Source organism: Streptomyces sp. NPDC001068, from assembly GCF_042897315.1.
Classification (GTDB): Bacteria; Actinomycetota; Actinomycetes; order Streptomycetales; family Streptomycetaceae; genus Streptomyces.
The window spans coordinates 105956-119239 of the sequence record NZ_JBIAYD010000010.1; the positions used below are offsets into that span (position 1 = coordinate 105956).

At 68.3% G+C, this 13284-nt stretch carries 17 protein-coding genes; 13 read left to right on the plus strand and 4 right to left on the minus strand.

Annotated features, from left to right (window positions below):
• Positions 1–92 precede the first annotated feature (92 nt).
• Positions 93–398, plus strand: coding sequence for a WXG100 family type VII secretion target (locus tag ACFY3I_RS27225; RefSeq protein ID WP_351317920.1), 306 nt, complete (start codon positions 93–95; stop codon positions 396–398).
• Positions 399–473: 75 nt separating this feature from the next.
• On the opposite strand, the gene ACFY3I_RS27230 is transcribed toward ACFY3I_RS27225, so the two are convergent.
• On the minus strand, positions 474–1166 hold the full coding sequence (locus ACFY3I_RS27230; protein ID WP_390863470.1) for a hypothetical protein: 693 nt from the start codon (positions 1164–1166) through the stop codon (positions 474–476).
• Between the two features lie 79 nt (positions 1167–1245).
• Here ACFY3I_RS27230 and ACFY3I_RS27235 point away from each other — a divergent pair, with 79 nt between their 5' ends.
• From ACFY3I_RS27235 to ACFY3I_RS27255, 5 genes are read left to right on the plus strand one after another with little or no spacing between them, the layout of a single operon-like run.
• Complete coding sequence (locus tag ACFY3I_RS27235) at positions 1246–1551, plus strand: hypothetical protein (protein WP_390863472.1); 306 nt, start codon at positions 1246–1248, stop codon at positions 1549–1551.
• Entirely contained in the window at positions 1548–2831 is a 1284-nt protein-coding gene (locus ACFY3I_RS27240) for a putative T7SS-secreted protein (RefSeq protein WP_390863474.1), read from the plus strand. The genes ACFY3I_RS27235 and ACFY3I_RS27240 overlap by 4 nt, the downstream gene beginning before the upstream one ends.
• A 50-nt stretch (positions 2832–2881) precedes the next feature.
• Entirely contained in the window at positions 2882–3460 is a 579-nt protein-coding gene (locus ACFY3I_RS27245) for a hypothetical protein (RefSeq protein WP_390863476.1), read from the plus strand.
• On the plus strand, positions 3457–4125 hold the full coding sequence (locus ACFY3I_RS27250; protein WP_390863477.1) for a hypothetical protein: 669 nt from the start codon (positions 3457–3459) through the stop codon (positions 4123–4125). Before ACFY3I_RS27245 ends, ACFY3I_RS27250 begins: the two co-directional genes overlap by 4 nt.
• A complete protein-coding gene (locus ACFY3I_RS27255) occupies positions 4122–4685 on the plus strand; it encodes a hypothetical protein (RefSeq protein ID WP_390863479.1) in 564 nt (187 codons plus the stop codon). Before ACFY3I_RS27250 ends, ACFY3I_RS27255 begins: the two co-directional genes overlap by 4 nt.
• Before the next feature lie 462 nt (positions 4686–5147).
• Here the strand turns inward: ACFY3I_RS27255 and ACFY3I_RS27260 are convergent, their stop codons facing one another.
• From ACFY3I_RS27260 to ACFY3I_RS27270, 3 genes are all read right to left on the minus strand, one after another.
• A complete protein-coding gene (locus ACFY3I_RS27260; protein ID WP_390863481.1) occupies positions 5148–5597 on the minus strand; it encodes a hypothetical protein in 450 nt (149 codons plus the stop codon).
• Between the two features lie 100 nt (positions 5598–5697).
• Positions 5698–6684, minus strand: coding sequence for a hypothetical protein (locus ACFY3I_RS27265; RefSeq protein WP_390863482.1), 987 nt, complete (start codon positions 6682–6684; stop codon positions 5698–5700).
• A 38-nt stretch (positions 6685–6722) separates the two neighbouring features.
• Positions 6723–7409, minus strand: coding sequence for a hypothetical protein (locus tag ACFY3I_RS27270; protein WP_390863484.1), 687 nt, complete (start codon positions 7407–7409; stop codon positions 6723–6725).
• Between the two features lie 267 nt (positions 7410–7676).
• On the opposite strand from ACFY3I_RS27270, the gene ACFY3I_RS27275 reads away from it, so the two are divergent.
• From ACFY3I_RS27275 to ACFY3I_RS27305, 7 genes are all read left to right on the plus strand, one after another.
• Positions 7677–8165, plus strand: coding sequence for a hypothetical protein (locus tag ACFY3I_RS27275; RefSeq protein ID WP_390863486.1), 489 nt, complete (start codon positions 7677–7679; stop codon positions 8163–8165).
• Positions 8166–8369: 204 nt separating this feature from the next.
• Positions 8370–8612, plus strand: a complete 243-nt coding sequence (locus tag ACFY3I_RS27280; RefSeq protein ID WP_390863488.1) for a hypothetical protein — start codon at positions 8370–8372, stop codon at positions 8610–8612.
• Positions 8609–9292, plus strand: a complete 684-nt coding sequence (locus tag ACFY3I_RS27285; protein WP_390863489.1) for a hypothetical protein — start codon at positions 8609–8611, stop codon at positions 9290–9292. Before ACFY3I_RS27280 ends, ACFY3I_RS27285 begins: the two co-directional genes overlap by 4 nt.
• Positions 9293–9364: 72 nt before the next feature.
• The gene (locus tag ACFY3I_RS27290) at positions 9365–9898 is read left to right on the plus strand and encodes a hypothetical protein (RefSeq protein ID WP_390863491.1); all 534 of its coding nucleotides are present in this window, start codon (positions 9365–9367) and stop codon (positions 9896–9898) included.
• A gap of 501 nt (positions 9899–10399) precedes the next feature.
• Positions 10400–11119, plus strand: a complete 720-nt coding sequence (locus ACFY3I_RS27295; protein WP_390863493.1) for a hypothetical protein — start codon at positions 10400–10402, stop codon at positions 11117–11119.
• A gap of 17 nt (positions 11120–11136) precedes the next feature.
• Entirely contained in the window at positions 11137–11976 is an 840-nt protein-coding gene (locus tag ACFY3I_RS27300; protein ID WP_390863495.1) for a hypothetical protein, read from the plus strand.
• Positions 11973–13280 (plus strand): CpaF family protein, encoded by a 1308-nt coding sequence (locus ACFY3I_RS27305; RefSeq protein WP_390863497.1) that lies wholly within the window; start codon positions 11973–11975, stop codon positions 13278–13280. Before ACFY3I_RS27300 ends, ACFY3I_RS27305 begins: the two co-directional genes overlap by 4 nt.
• Positions 13281–13284 lie beyond the last annotated feature (4 nt).

Consider the following 13284-nt stretch of genomic DNA (forward strand, 5'->3'; position numbering starts at 1 on the left):
CGGGACGGCCGGGTCAGGACCGGCCGAGCCGTCGGAGCAAGCCACGGGGGCGAGCCCTGGGGCGGCCACAACACAACGGGAGGGATGCCGACATGGGCAAGGGCAAAGACACGGACCTTACTTATGCCGAGATGGAGAAGGTCGCCGGCGACCTGATCAAGGACATGCACGAGCTCGAGGACAAGATCAAGAACATCGAGAAGCGTGTCTCGGCACTGGTGGAGGAGGGCTTCACCACCCAGAAGGCCTCGGGAGCGTACGACGACTCCATGAAGGACTTCACCAAGGGCGCGACGAAGACGATCCAGGGCCTGCACGGTCTGTCGGACTTCCTGAAGAAGGCCAAGGAAGCGTACGAGCAGCTGGACGACCAGCTGGCCAAGCAGGCCAAGGGCTAGTCGACCGGTTTCTCGGGATGTGACAGGTCGCGCCGGTGCGACGGAGCACGTGCTGTGTTCCGTCGCACCCGGCTGTCAGGCCTCGGTGGCCGTGGACTCACCCGGCTGCTGCTGGCGCGCCAGGTACGTGTGCAGTTCGCTGCGCCGTTCTTCGGTCGTCAGCCTGATCCATGAGCCGTCCTTGAACCGCAGGAGCAGTCTGTTGTTCTCGAACTCGGGGAGCGGGTCCGTGAGAACGGCGTCCCCGGCCGGAATCTCGGCGACGACCTGGATGAGGGTGTCCCGGCGGATGGACACGCGCTTGGGCGGAGCGGCCAGCAGGATACGGTTCCCGGCAAGCGCGACCAGCCGTTGATGGTGGGAGGAACGGCTGTACCACTGCAGGAGGAAGCGGCCGGCCGCCCCGTTCCAGGCGCCGTCGAAGGTCTCGTCCAGGCCGAGTTCGACGATGGCCGCGTCCCGCCGCTTCCTGTCGAGCTTCACGGCGCGGTGGCGTTCCTGCTCCCCGTCGGTCGACAGCATGCGCTTCACGGCCTCATCCGCCGCGCCGACGAGTCCCAGCAACTTCCCGACGTACAGCAAGGGAGTCCCCAGAACGACACCGAGCACGCCGAGCGGCGGCATGGAGGCAGGGCGCAACGCCTCCGATCCTGCTGCCCGGTCCACCTCGGCGGGCGGTTGGGGGATCTCGCCGATCGTGCACCAGGCTGCTGCTTCGGGTGTGACGCCGAGTCGGTCCCGTATGGTGCGGTCGGTGCTTGTGGACAAAACCCGTCCCACCTTCCAAGTCGTTTGCCGAAGGAAGTCTCGCGGCAGTGTCTCATGTTCGTGATGGGGGATTTTTTCAATGGCTGACAGAATCAGATACGACCTCGACATGATCAAGGGGTGCTCGCGCACCCTGGGCAAGCTTCACAACGAGTTTGATCAGCATGGGAACCCTGCGGACGGCTATGAGGACGAACTGGGGCACGGTGGCCTGAAGGACGCTTTCGACGAGTTCGGTACCACTTGGAAGAAGACGCGGAAGAAACTGTCGAAGGAACTCAAGAAGCTGGCCGACTACACCGGGGCTGCGGCGCAGAAGTACGAAGAGATCGACCATGAGCTGGCGAGGGCCATTGCCGAGAACACAGGGAAGGGCAAGAAGTGAGCAGGCGTTCTAGTGACTGGCCGCCGCTGTGGGACGGAGACCCCACCCCGGGCGATCCTGACGAAATCGCCGCTCTCGGGCGGAAGCTGCGTCAGATGGCTGACACGATCGACGAGCAGGCTCGAGTGATCAAAGCACTGTCCTCGGTCGAAGGGTGGGACAGCGACGCGGGCCGTGCCTTCAACGAGATCGCCGACGGTGCCGGAGACCGGCTCAAGAAGGCGTTCGAGCGGTACGACGAGGCGTCCAAGGCAGTGGGTACGAAGGTCGCCGAAGGCGAATCAGGTGAATTCGCCGGTGAGCTGCACCGAGCCCAGAAGAAGGCCGACAAGGCCTTGGCGGATTATCACGAGGCCAAGTCCGATCACGACCTTGCCGACCGGGAGGTCAAGAAGTTCACGGACAAGTACCTCGTCAGTGAGATACCCGAGGCGGACAAGCCCGAGTACGAGCGCTGGGAGAGGAAGCGCGACGAGGCGCTGCACCGTATCGGCCAAGCACGCAAGGAAGTCAAGGACGCCCGAGACATCTTCGATGACGCCGGAGACCGCGCAGCCCGCCGTATCAAGGACGTGGTCCACCATGACGCCGTGCGTGACCCGGGCGGATTCATGGACTGGCTGGCCGACTGGGCGGACATGTTCTCCAACATCTCCGCGATCCTGTCCGTTCTCGCGGTCGTCTGCGCATTCATTCCGCCGCTGGAGTTTCTGGTGCCCGTCTTCGCCGTGCTCGCGGTGCTCTCCAGCGCGGCGGCCCTGGCCGGACACGCCTACGACATGTCGGTGCGCGGGGGGAAGGTCAACTGGCTGAAACTGGGGACGGACTTCCTCGGTGTCCTTCCAGGGCTCGGTGCGCTCAAGGGGTTCAAGGCGCTCTCCGGACTCGAAGGACTCGCCAAACTCCGGGCTCTCGGCAAGCTCAGCACTCTGGGCGAGATGGGCTCCGGTGCCCTCGCCGGAGTCGGTCACAACTTCCTCAACGGCGTCAGCGTGAAATTGACGAACAGGGTTCTGGCCCAAGGGCTCAAGCTGGGCCAGCGACTCAACGTCGGCGGCCTCCCGGAGAAGTTCGTGCCCATAGGCGGCAAGCAGATCACCGGGGTCATCAAGGGCAACGGTCTTGCCAGCGCGCTGCACCGGATGTTCAGTGGCGAGAACGGCGGGACCACGGGTTATCAGGAGCCGGAGCCCGCCAAGTCCACGCCGGCCCCTGCACCGACTCCCTCGCCGTCGCCCCAGCCCTCGCCGACGCCGTTCCATGCGGCTCTGGCCGCGTAGCCGCGCTGCCGTGACAGCGATTGACACCGCGCGAAAGGAGGGCGAGTCGGATGGATGACACGACCGACCTCGGCGAATGGGAATTCGTCGGCCGCCGGGGCACGGAGCCCGTACGCATGGTCCCCGCCGAGGTGATCTCCGCGGTCCCCAGGGCAAGGACGGAAGCCGAGCGGCTGCGAGAGGAACTCCGCTTCGACTTCCTGGACGACCGAGCGGTTCTCCGGATGCTCCGACGCCGGCATCAGGACGACGTCGCGATGTTCAACGCGGGGTTCAGAACCGGGGTTCCTCTGGCAATCGTCGGCTTCGGCGCCGCGGTGTACTGGGGCGGCGTGGTCCAGTTCTGGGAGTCGGCGGCGGCGCGTCTCGCCTTTTCGGGCGCGGCCGTCGCCGTCGTAATGGCCCTGCTCGCCGTCTTCGTGCGCGCTGGCGCGGCGCAATGGGGCGACCCCGTACGCCAGAACCTGCGGGCCCGGGCCAAGGCATACCGCGAACTGGCCCATCTCGCGCGCCGCGAAGGGGCGGACATTCCCGCTCACTACCCGCATTACGGCCCTTACCCGTTCGCGGCCACCTTTCGCCCCGAGGCTGACCGGGCAGAGACCATCGAGGGAGAAGGACTGTCGTGAGCGCCATAACAGCAGAGGAGAACGTCCGGAGCTCGATCGGCGGCCCGGGTATCGACGTTCGCTGGATCATGCCGGAGGGGTTCTTCGAGATTCCGATGGACGCGGAGACCTTGGACGAGACCGCCGAACAGCTCGTCGAACTGGCACGTGCCGTGATGCCGGAGGCCACCTTCGAGGTACAACTGGAGTGGGCGGTCATGGTCGCCGCACACTACGACTCCTTCGCCGAAGCCGGGATCCAGTACTCCGGTTTCGTTCTGACGGAGGTCGACGGTGCACGGTGCACGGCGACTGTCACGGTCAGCATGATCGATCTGGACGAGAGGGCGGGCCGTCGCCCCGCCGCGTTCCTGGGCTCGACGATGCGTCACCTCGACATGGGCCAGGTCAGCGAGATCGAGTTGCCCTGCGGTCCGGCCGTGTCCTGCATCGGCACCCGGAAAGGGAGCCTGCCCGGCAGCCTCACCGCCTCCGGAACCGACGAGCCGGTGGTGACGTCCTTCATCCAGGTCCAGATTCCACTCGACAACGGAACGGTCCTGGTCCTGGAGATGGGCACTCCCACACCTCAGGCCTGGGACGTCTTCTCCGCCATGTTCGCCGGCGTCGTCAAGAGCGTCCGTCTGTTCAACGAGTCGGGCAAGCCGATGGTGATGTCTGCATGACCACGGAGCCCGATGCCACGGCACTCCCCAAGGACTACCGGCTGCTGGTCCCCCGGGACTGGTTCCGCATCGACCTCACCGAGGAACGCTGGCGGGCGCAACTGAAGACGTTCGTTGACCACCAGGCCGCAGGTAAGGCCGTTCCGGCCGAGATCAAGCAGGAGACCTGGGCGATCTTGCGGAACACCGCTGAGGCCGGGGTCAGGACCGGTGCGCTGGAATTCTTCCTGAGGCCGGAGCTGGAAGGCGGCGGCATTCTGCCTGCTTCGCTCATCGTCTCCTTGATTCCCCGGCCCAGCGGGCTGACTCCCAGGGACCTCCGGGACTCGCTGGAAGCGAAGCGACGGCAGAACCTGGCCGCGGTCGAGATCACGACCGTCACCCTTCCGGCGGGGGAGACGGTGCGAGTCGTCGGCCCGACGACCCTTGACCTGTACGTCCGGATGCCCGGTGGCGTCGGCTATCTGGCCCTGGCGTTCGCGGTGCCGCTCAGTGGAATGACCGGTCCTATGGGCAGGCTCTGTTACTCGATCGCGGAGTCGTTGCGGTGGATCGTGTGAGGGGCGCCTGGCCTCTCTCCGGGCACCCTCCTGGCGACTCGGCGTCAGGCGATCCTCGCCACCGTGCGGTTTCTTGAGTGAGGAGCAGGAAAGTCAGGCATTGGGCAGTTTTCTAATGCCGACTTGAAAGGGGCGACGTGGTCCCGCCCCCGGTTCAACATGCGTCGGTCAGACGGATGCCTTGCTGAACGGCCCGCCAACACCGTCGTCGCATACGCCTCGGACCACACGAACCCGGAGATCGCGGCTCAGGGCATCCTCGCAATACTCTCCTCCGACCCCATGAACGACGCCCGCTGGCTCGATCTTCCGTGCGGTCCGGCAGCACCAACTCCGCAGCGGCGGAAGGCCGTTCGTCGCCTGTCGTATCGACCGGGAGAGCGTGGACGCCCTCTGGGGCGACGAATGTCATCGGCGGGAAGAGCTGGGCGTCTCGCGTGGCATTCAGCCGGACCGTTTCCGTCACTTCACGGGGTCCTTCGGCAGCACGTCCGTACCGGACGGAGAGAGGTACCGGGTGAGAGTCCGATCGGTACCGTTGGACAGGGGGACACGCAGTTCGACAGCCACAATGCCGTCGGGAAGCAGTTCCAGCGTCGGTGGCTCGGTGTCCGGTAGGACCCTGCCGACCGAACGGGCGATCGACAGAGGAGGATTCGCCACCAACTCCGCGACACGTTGTTGCTGCTGAGGGGTGAGGGTGTCCTCCCTCACTGGTTTCCGTTCCCCGCGAAAACGGGATGCCAGTTTGGTGGCGTCACCGACCTTCCAACGAGTCCACGACCCGTCGATGAACCGGACCCCGACATCGGACCCGCCCTGGGGGTAGACCAGTTGGTCGATCGCGGACACGCAGAGTCTGGACATCTGCCACAGTTCGTAGGCCGGTGCGAGCCCGGCCGCAGCGTCCACTCCCAAGATGAGAAGGCGTTGATCGGTCAGCACAAGTTCTGTGCGGTACCTCTTCGGTCGGCGACCCGGAACCGAAGCCCGGCGGGCCGCTCGCGTCTCATCAGCGGTTGACCGCCTGGATTTCCTTCACGGTCACGTTCTGCTCGTACGTGGACAGGCCGTCGGGCAGGCCCGGCTGCCGTGCGGGTCCGTCGGGGTCGGCCGAGTCCGTCCACGTCACCTTCCAGGTGATCGACGCCTTGAAGGGGTAGGTGCCGGTACCCGACGAACGGAGGTACGTGACGTTGCAGGCCGCGTCCTTGCTGTCGACCGTGTAGCCGCTGTCGCCCCTCACCAAGTCGTACGTGCAGGTCTGCGGATCGGCGTCCGAGGTGCCCGCGTCGACCCGAAGGGCCACCGGAGTCGCGACGGTCGTCGCGGCCATCTCCACGCCCTTGTAGTCGATGCTGGCGGTCGTCCAGACCCGGTCGAAGTTCCCCTCGAACTTCACCCGGGTGCCGAGGTTCACCTTGAGGCGGTCCGGGCTCGGGTTCAGCACGACTGGGGGCTTCGGCAACTTGGTCGAGTTGTAAGCGAGTTCGGAGAGGATCTCCGGGGTCAGCTGGTTGGGATCCGCCTTCGGCTGGGCGGGCGGGACCCAGATCTCCCAGTTGGCGGGGGTCACCGGACACGCGTCGGCGTAGTCGTCGTTGCGGAACTGCACCTGCCACCACAGGCCCTTGTCGCCCTCGTGGTAATCCTCGTCGGCACGCTTCTTGGCGTAGCTCGCGGCCGGTTCCTGGGCACCCTTGTACGAGGACTTGATGAAGTCCTCGTATTCGTCCGGCGTGTACATCGGTTCGTACCAGCAGACGGGGGGCTTCCAGTTGACGTTCGAGGACGTGGCGGTCGCCGTGGAGGCGGACGAGCCGGTCGTTTTCTGGTTGATGCGGATGTGCGCGCCGATGTTTCCACTACCCGAGTTGCCACCGGAATCGCCGCCGGAGTGGACAGGGGGAGGCTGGGCTTCGCCCTCGTCACCGTCGCCGTAGGACGGGTCGCCCGCAAATGCCGGAGTGCCCGCTCCCAGTGCGATGACCAGGCTCACAGCCGCCGTCCGACAAGCGAAACGAGCGGCTCGGACACCTACCCCCGCACGCACGAGGCGTCACCCTTCTTCCAGCTCTGCCGCGTAACCTGCCAGTCGCCGGCCGAGTCCTTGGCGACCTGGAGCGTGTTGAGGATGAAGTCCTTGTCGCTCGGCTTGGTGAACTGCACCTTTTGGGTCTTGATGACCTTGCCGTACGCCTTGCTCTGGTCTTCGCAGTAACGGACCGCCGCCGACTTGCTGTTGGCGATGTCGGTGACCTCGAAATCGAAGTACCGATAGTGGCCCGTGAGGGTCAGCCCTTCCTTCTTGAGCCCCGCAACCCTGTCGATCCAGTAGGTACGGGCGTATCCCGCGAAATAGCGATTCAGATTGGCGGTCTGTCCGTTCCCCTTGGCGAAAGCCTCAAGTCGGGCCTCGGCCGCGTACGCCAGGTCGCGCAGAGCCGCATCCTTGGCGGCATCTCCCGTCGACTCCCGGTCCACCGTCACGGTGATGTCCGACGGCAACGCGAACGTCGGCGCGTTCTTGTCGACCGAGGCGGAAGGCGAAGGGGAAGTCGATGCTTCCGTACCGGCCCCCGCGATCTTGTCGGTGCCCTTAGCGCTGTCGTCCCCGCCTCCGCACGCCGTCAGCAGCAGAGCTGCGGTCGCGGTGAGCGCGGCGGCAACGGGCCAGGTTCGGCGCTTCACTGTGGACTCCCCCGTGAGAATGAAGTTCGGCAAGGTGCAAACGGTATCCGCGGGATCCGAGGTTTCGCCACCGCGAACTTCGCTGTAAATGCGATGATTAGGGACATTCGAGGTCCCCTGGAAGGCGAGGTCACCCTGTCGTGGCGGCGCGGCATGGCCCCGGGCCGAGCCACTCGCACAGGGATTGTGAAGGCTGCGCAGGTTTCGTGTGGGCGCCCGTTCGGACGGCTCGGCGCCGTTCCCTCCTTTGAGATCCCTTTGCGGTCCATTGGTTGCAGCCCACAAATCCACCGACACACAGTGACCCTGGAGTTCCTGAACCTGCGCGGACTGGGCGTGGGCGAGAAGCTCGCCGGCGAGATCGCGCAGGCGAATTCGGGGGTCAGGGCGGGGAAGATCGCCGAAGCCCTGGCGAAGGGGCCGCACGGCGTGCTGCCCAGGATGAAGTCGATCGTCAAGGAGTCCGTCAACTTCAAGGCGTACCTCGGCGACATCCGTACGGCCGTCGCCGAGCGAGGAGCCGAGGACCCGGTTCTCACCGAGGACCTGCCCAGCTGGCGCGGTCTGTCCGGGTCGGTGTTCAAGGGCAAGGCGTGGGCGGCGGGCGGCCTGTACGCCGCGAGCCAGGTGCTGCCGCTGGGCACGGGCATCGTGAACCTCGCGCCCTCGGCCGGCTGGGAACCGGCCTCCGTCGAGCGCAACCAGTTCGACGGCATCAAGCACATCGCCCCCGTCGGGGCGAACGGCATCCCCTTCTACAACTGGAACTGGAAGGTCGCCGGCGGCTGAACCACCGCGTGGGCACCGGGACCGGATCGCGGCGAGGCCCGCGAGGGCGAGGAGAGAATCGCCAAGCCGCTGCACGAGCAGGCTTCGCACGGCGTCCGCGTCACGTACTGCCGTGTCACCCTCCCGGACGGAACGGTCCGCAGAGTGTTCCGGAACGACGAGCGGTGTACGGACGAGAGCGCGGTCGGCGTCAGGACCCGTGCCGTGATCGACCCGTCGGATCACTACCGGCCGGTCCTCGGCGGCAGGTCCGCCATCGGCGGGACCGCCGCCGCGTACGGCTGCCTCGGCGCCGCCGCCGTCCTCGTCCTCGCGCCGCCGGTCGCCGCCGTGATGAGCCGGTCGAACGAGCGGCGGGGCCGACGGGGCGAGCCTGACGGCCGACAGGGTGAGGCGGATGGCCGACAGGGCGATGCGGACGGCCCGGCGGGCGGAACGGACGTATGACGGACCGCACGGAATCGCAGGGCTCGGCGGTCGCCGTCGGGCCCCCTTCCGACTACCGGCTGGCCGTTCCCGACGGCTGGGACCGGATCCTGCTGGGCAGTCCGGAGCGGTGGGGCCACTGCATCGACAAGCTGGTCAAGCGGAGGCTGCGGCGGACGCATGCCACCCCGCAGCTGGAGGCCGCGCTGGCGGAGCGGATGCGGGCGCAGGCCGAGGCCGCGCAGGCCAACGGCGGCGTGGAGATGTACGTCGTCGACCAGGTCCTCGGCCAGGTACCGGTCTCCGCCGGACTGGTCGTGACGGTGCTGCGGCCCTCGCCCGGCACCGAACCCGGCGACCTCGGCGACATCGCCCGCTCCCTCGCCCTCAGGTCCGACGCCGAGGACACCGGTGGAGCCAAAGACGCCAGTGACGCCGGTGACGCCGGTGCCGTCACCCTCGTCGACCTCCCGGCCGGTCCCGCCGTGCGCCACCGCTACCTCCGCCGGCCCGCCGCCGACGACCCCGACGGCAACCGGCTCGCCCTCGCCCACCTGGACGTCTACCTCGCCGTCCCGCGCAGTGACCAGCGGCTGCTGCTCTCCTTCTCGACGCCGACGGCACCGCCGCTCGAGCCGCTGGTGGAAGCCCTGGTCACGCTGTTCGACTCCGTCGCCCGCACCCTGCAATGGATGGCCTGATGCCCGAGTTCGCCGCCGCCACCGTTCGTCTGCGGACGCCGGAGGACGCCGGAGGACGCCGTCACGCTGCCGGTGCGGAAGCCCGTCGAGCTGGGCACCTGGGCGGAGGAGGCCGCCCGGCGGCTCGTCCGCGCCGACGACTCCGACCCAAGGCTCCTGACCGCCCTCGCCGCCGAACTCCGCGAGGCCGCCGCCGATTCGCGCGAGCGCGGACCCGTCACCGCGCTGTCGTACGTCCCGGAGCCGCGGCTCGGCGAGCTCGCGCGGATCGAGTTGTCGGCGCTGGTCGCCGACGACACCCACCCGTCGCTGAGCGTCGGACTCCTGCGGCGTCACCTCGCCGCCCCGACCGCCGACTCCTACCGGCCGCCCGAGGCCGAGCTGCGTACCCTGCCCGCCGGGCCCGCGGTGCGGGTCCGGCACGCCTACGTCCGGGACGTCGGCCGGGACGGGCTGGGGACGGTGCTGGAGACCTGCGCGTACGGCATCCGGGCCGACGAGACGTGGGCGCTGGTGCTGCTGACGTCCTGGCAGGCCCTGGCCCACACGGACGCCCTGTGCGACCTGACCGACGAACTGGCCCGGACGGTCCGGGTGACGGCGTAACCGGACGGGTCACGTAGCGGTCGGGCGGGTGGCGAACTGCTCACCGTCCAGGGGGGATCATCACGGTCGTCGACGGCGGCGACCCCTCGTCCGGCCGGACGATCCGGGATCCCGGTCGGGCGGCTGCCCGAAACCGGCGGCCACCGTGAGCACTTCGTGCAGGACTCATGGGCCCGCGGTGACGGCGCCGGGCGGGTAGGGGTCGTGAACAGGGCGAGGAGGATTCACCGGCGCACACTTTGGTGTCCCTTGGAGTGACTGGCGTCTCAACCGCCGCTCGGACCAGCGGCGTTGCAGTCCGCAACGTCGATTCCATTGAGGTCAAGGTGTCCGATCGCGCCTTGAGGGGCTTATGTGCGGCTGATACGGTGCGATCGCTTGACACTCGCCCTGCCGCCGAGTAATCGGCCGAATCGGGCGGTTGGCGTCGAGTGTCCGCTTTAACGGCGTTGACAGAGTTTCGGCAGACAGTTTTTTTTGGCTGTAACGGGGAGCGGTTGCGTGAAGATCCAGGAGCGTACGGGGGCGGGCGCGGGTCGTCCCGCAGGCCCGGCTCAGCCTTCGGCCGGTGACCGGCTTCCCACGCCGCCCCGCGAACGCAAGCCCGCGCTGGCCGCACTCGCGGTGCTGCTGATTCTGCTGGGCGCGCTGGGCGCCACGACCCTCGTGCTGCAGGCGGGCAAGCGCGTCGAGGTCGTCAAGATCACGCGGGAGATCCCGGCGGGTTCGTCCGTGACCAACAGCGACGTGACCTCGGTCATGGTCGCCGACGACCCCAGCATCCACTACGTCAGGTGGTCCCAGCTGAAGGGGCTCAGGGAGCTGAAGGCGCTCAGCACCATCCCGGCCGGTGTCGTCGCCGTCGGCGAGATGTTCGGCACCGGCAGCAAGCTTCCCGCCGGGAAGTCCAACGTCGGCCTGGCCCTCAAGGAAGGGCAGTACCCGACCGGAATCGAGGTCGGCGACACCGTCGCCGCCTACCACGTCACCGGCTCCTCCTCCGGCGGCGGCTCCTCGTCGTCCGCGGGCGGCGGCGACCCGCTGATCGTGGGCGACGCCAAGGTCAGCGCCCTGCCGGCCGACAAGAGCGGTTCGGACCTCGTCACCAGCACCAACTTCGCCGTCACGGTCACCGTCGACAGCGACAAGGCCGCCGCTCTGGCCGACGCCGCCTCCCACGGCGAGGTCGCGCTCGTCCTCGTTCCCGGCACCGGCAACTAGAAGGCGGGCACCCACCCATGGCGCTCATCGCAATCGCCGCCGACAAGGGTTCCCCCGGCGTCACCACCGCGGCCGTCGCGCTGGCCGCGGTCTGGCCGCGCCGGGTCCTGCTCGCCGAGGCCGACCCGGCCGGCGGCGACCTGGTCTACCGCAGCGCCGCGGCGCACGGCGGACCGCTCAATCCCAACACCGGCATGCTCTCCATAGCCGCCACGGCGCGACGAGGACTCGTACCGGATCAACTCTGGGACCACGTCCAGCCGTTGAGCGGTGGGCTCGAGGTTCTCGTCGGGCTCGGGATCGCCGAGCAGGCCGCCGGGCTCGCCGGGCTGTGGCCCACCCTCGGGCACGCCTTCGCCGCCCTGGCCGACTCCCCGGACGCACCCGCCGACGTCATCGCCGACTGCGGCCGGGTCAGCGGCGACACCCCGGCCGTGGAGCTGTTCCCGCACGCGGCGCTCGTCCTGCTGGTCTCGCGGACCGAGCCGGAGGCGCTCGCCCGGGTCCGGGACCGCGCCGCCGCCCTCGCGCAGAATCTGCACGGCGGCCCGCGCGGCGCCGCCCCGCTCGCCACCCCGCTGATCGGGGTGATCCTGGTCGCCGACCCGTCGAGCTCCGGCAAGCTGGTCAACCAGGTCAACGACATGCTCGTGCACGCCCAGACCGGAGCCCGGGTGGTCGGCACGATCGCCGACGACGTCGCGGGCGCCGACCAGCTGGCCGGCCGCAAGCGCGGGCGGCTCGACAAGTCGCTGCTCATCCGCTCGGCCCGCAAGGTCACCGCCGACATCCACCAGCAGTACGGCGCGGCCTGGGCCGTACCGACACAGGCTCCTCATGCGGGGGCCGGTCGATGACCGCTGTCGACCACCAGTTGGTCAAGCGGTTCCGGCAGGACGCCGGCGACCGGATCGCCGAGCAGCGCCGTCAGGACCAGACGTCCGGCACCACGCCGATGTCCAACGAGGACGAACGGCAGTACGCCCGCGCGGTCATAGCCCAGATCCTGGAGGAGTACGCCCGCGCGGACATCAACGCCGGGCGCACGCCGCTGGACGCGGAGACCGAGGAGCAGTACGCGGCCGCCGTGCACGCCGCGCTGTTCGGCGTCGGGCGCCTCCAGCCGCTGCTGGACGACCCCGACGTCGAGAACATCGACATCAACGGTTGCGACCAGGTGTTCGTCGGATACAGCGACGGGCGCGAGGTCAAGGGGGACCCGGTCGCGGAGACCGACGAGGAGCTCGTCGAGCTGATCCAGGTGCTCGGTGCCTACTCCGGTCTCTCCTCGCGGCCGTTCGACTCCGCCAACCCGCAGCTCGACCTCCGCCTGCCCGACGGCTCCCGGCTCTCCGCCGTCATGGACGTCACCCGGCGGCCCGCGCTCTCCATCCGGCGCGCCCGCATGGGCAAGGTCTTCATCTCCGACCTGGTCGGCAACGGCACACTGACTCCCGAGGTCGCGCACTTCATGGCCTGCGCGGTCCGGGCCCGCAAGAACATCATGATCGCGGGGGCGACGAACGCGGGCAAGACGACCCTGCTGCGCGCCCTCGCCAACGAGATCCCGCCGCACGAGCGGCTCATCACCGTCGAGCGCGCGCTGGAGCTGGGCCTCGACACCTTCCACGACCTGCACCCGAACGTCGTCGCGTTCGAGGAGCGGCTGCCCAACTCCGAGGGCCAGGGCACCATTTCCATGGCGGAACTGGTCCGTCGTTCGCTGCGTATGAACCCCTCCCGGGTCATCGTCGGCGAGGTCCTCGGCGACGAGATCGTCACCATGCTCAACGCGATGTCCCAGGGCAACGACGGCTCCCTGTCCACGATCCACGCCAACAGCTCCAGCGAGGTCTTCAACCGCATCTCGACCTACGCGCTCCAGGCCTCCGAACGGCTGCCCATCGAGGCCAGCCAGATGCTGATCGCGGGCGCGGTCAACTTCGTCGTCTTCATCCAGCGGCGCAACAACTACCAGACCGGCGGCCGCCTCCAGCGCATGGTCACCTCCGTCCGCGAGGTCAACGGCGTCGACGGGCGGGTGCTGTCCAGCGAGGTGTTCGCGGAGGCCCCCGACGGCCGGGTCGTACCGCACGCGCCCATAGCCTGCCTGGAGGACCTGATGGCCTACGGCTACCAGCCGCACGGTGCCTGGGGGTGATGTG

Coding starts and splice junctions, on each gene's coding strand:
- ACFY3I_RS27300 (WP_390863495.1), top strand. CDS start 11,137: ATGGCGCTCATCGCAATCGCCGCCGACAAGGGTTCCCCCGGCGTCACC.
- ACFY3I_RS27245 (WP_390863476.1), top strand. CDS start 2,882: ATGGATGACACGACCGACCTCGGCGAATGGGAATTCGTCGGCCGCCGG.
- ACFY3I_RS27255 (WP_390863479.1), top strand. CDS start 4,122: ATGACCACGGAGCCCGATGCCACGGCACTCCCCAAGGACTACCGGCTG.
- ACFY3I_RS27285 (WP_390863489.1), top strand. CDS start 8,609: ATGACGGACCGCACGGAATCGCAGGGCTCGGCGGTCGCCGTCGGGCCC.
- ACFY3I_RS27225 (WP_351317920.1), top strand. CDS start 93: ATGGGCAAGGGCAAAGACACGGACCTTACTTATGCCGAGATGGAGAAG.
- ACFY3I_RS27235 (WP_390863472.1), top strand. CDS start 1,246: ATGGCTGACAGAATCAGATACGACCTCGACATGATCAAGGGGTGCTCG.
- ACFY3I_RS27305 (WP_390863497.1), top strand. CDS start 11,973: ATGACCGCTGTCGACCACCAGTTGGTCAAGCGGTTCCGGCAGGACGCC.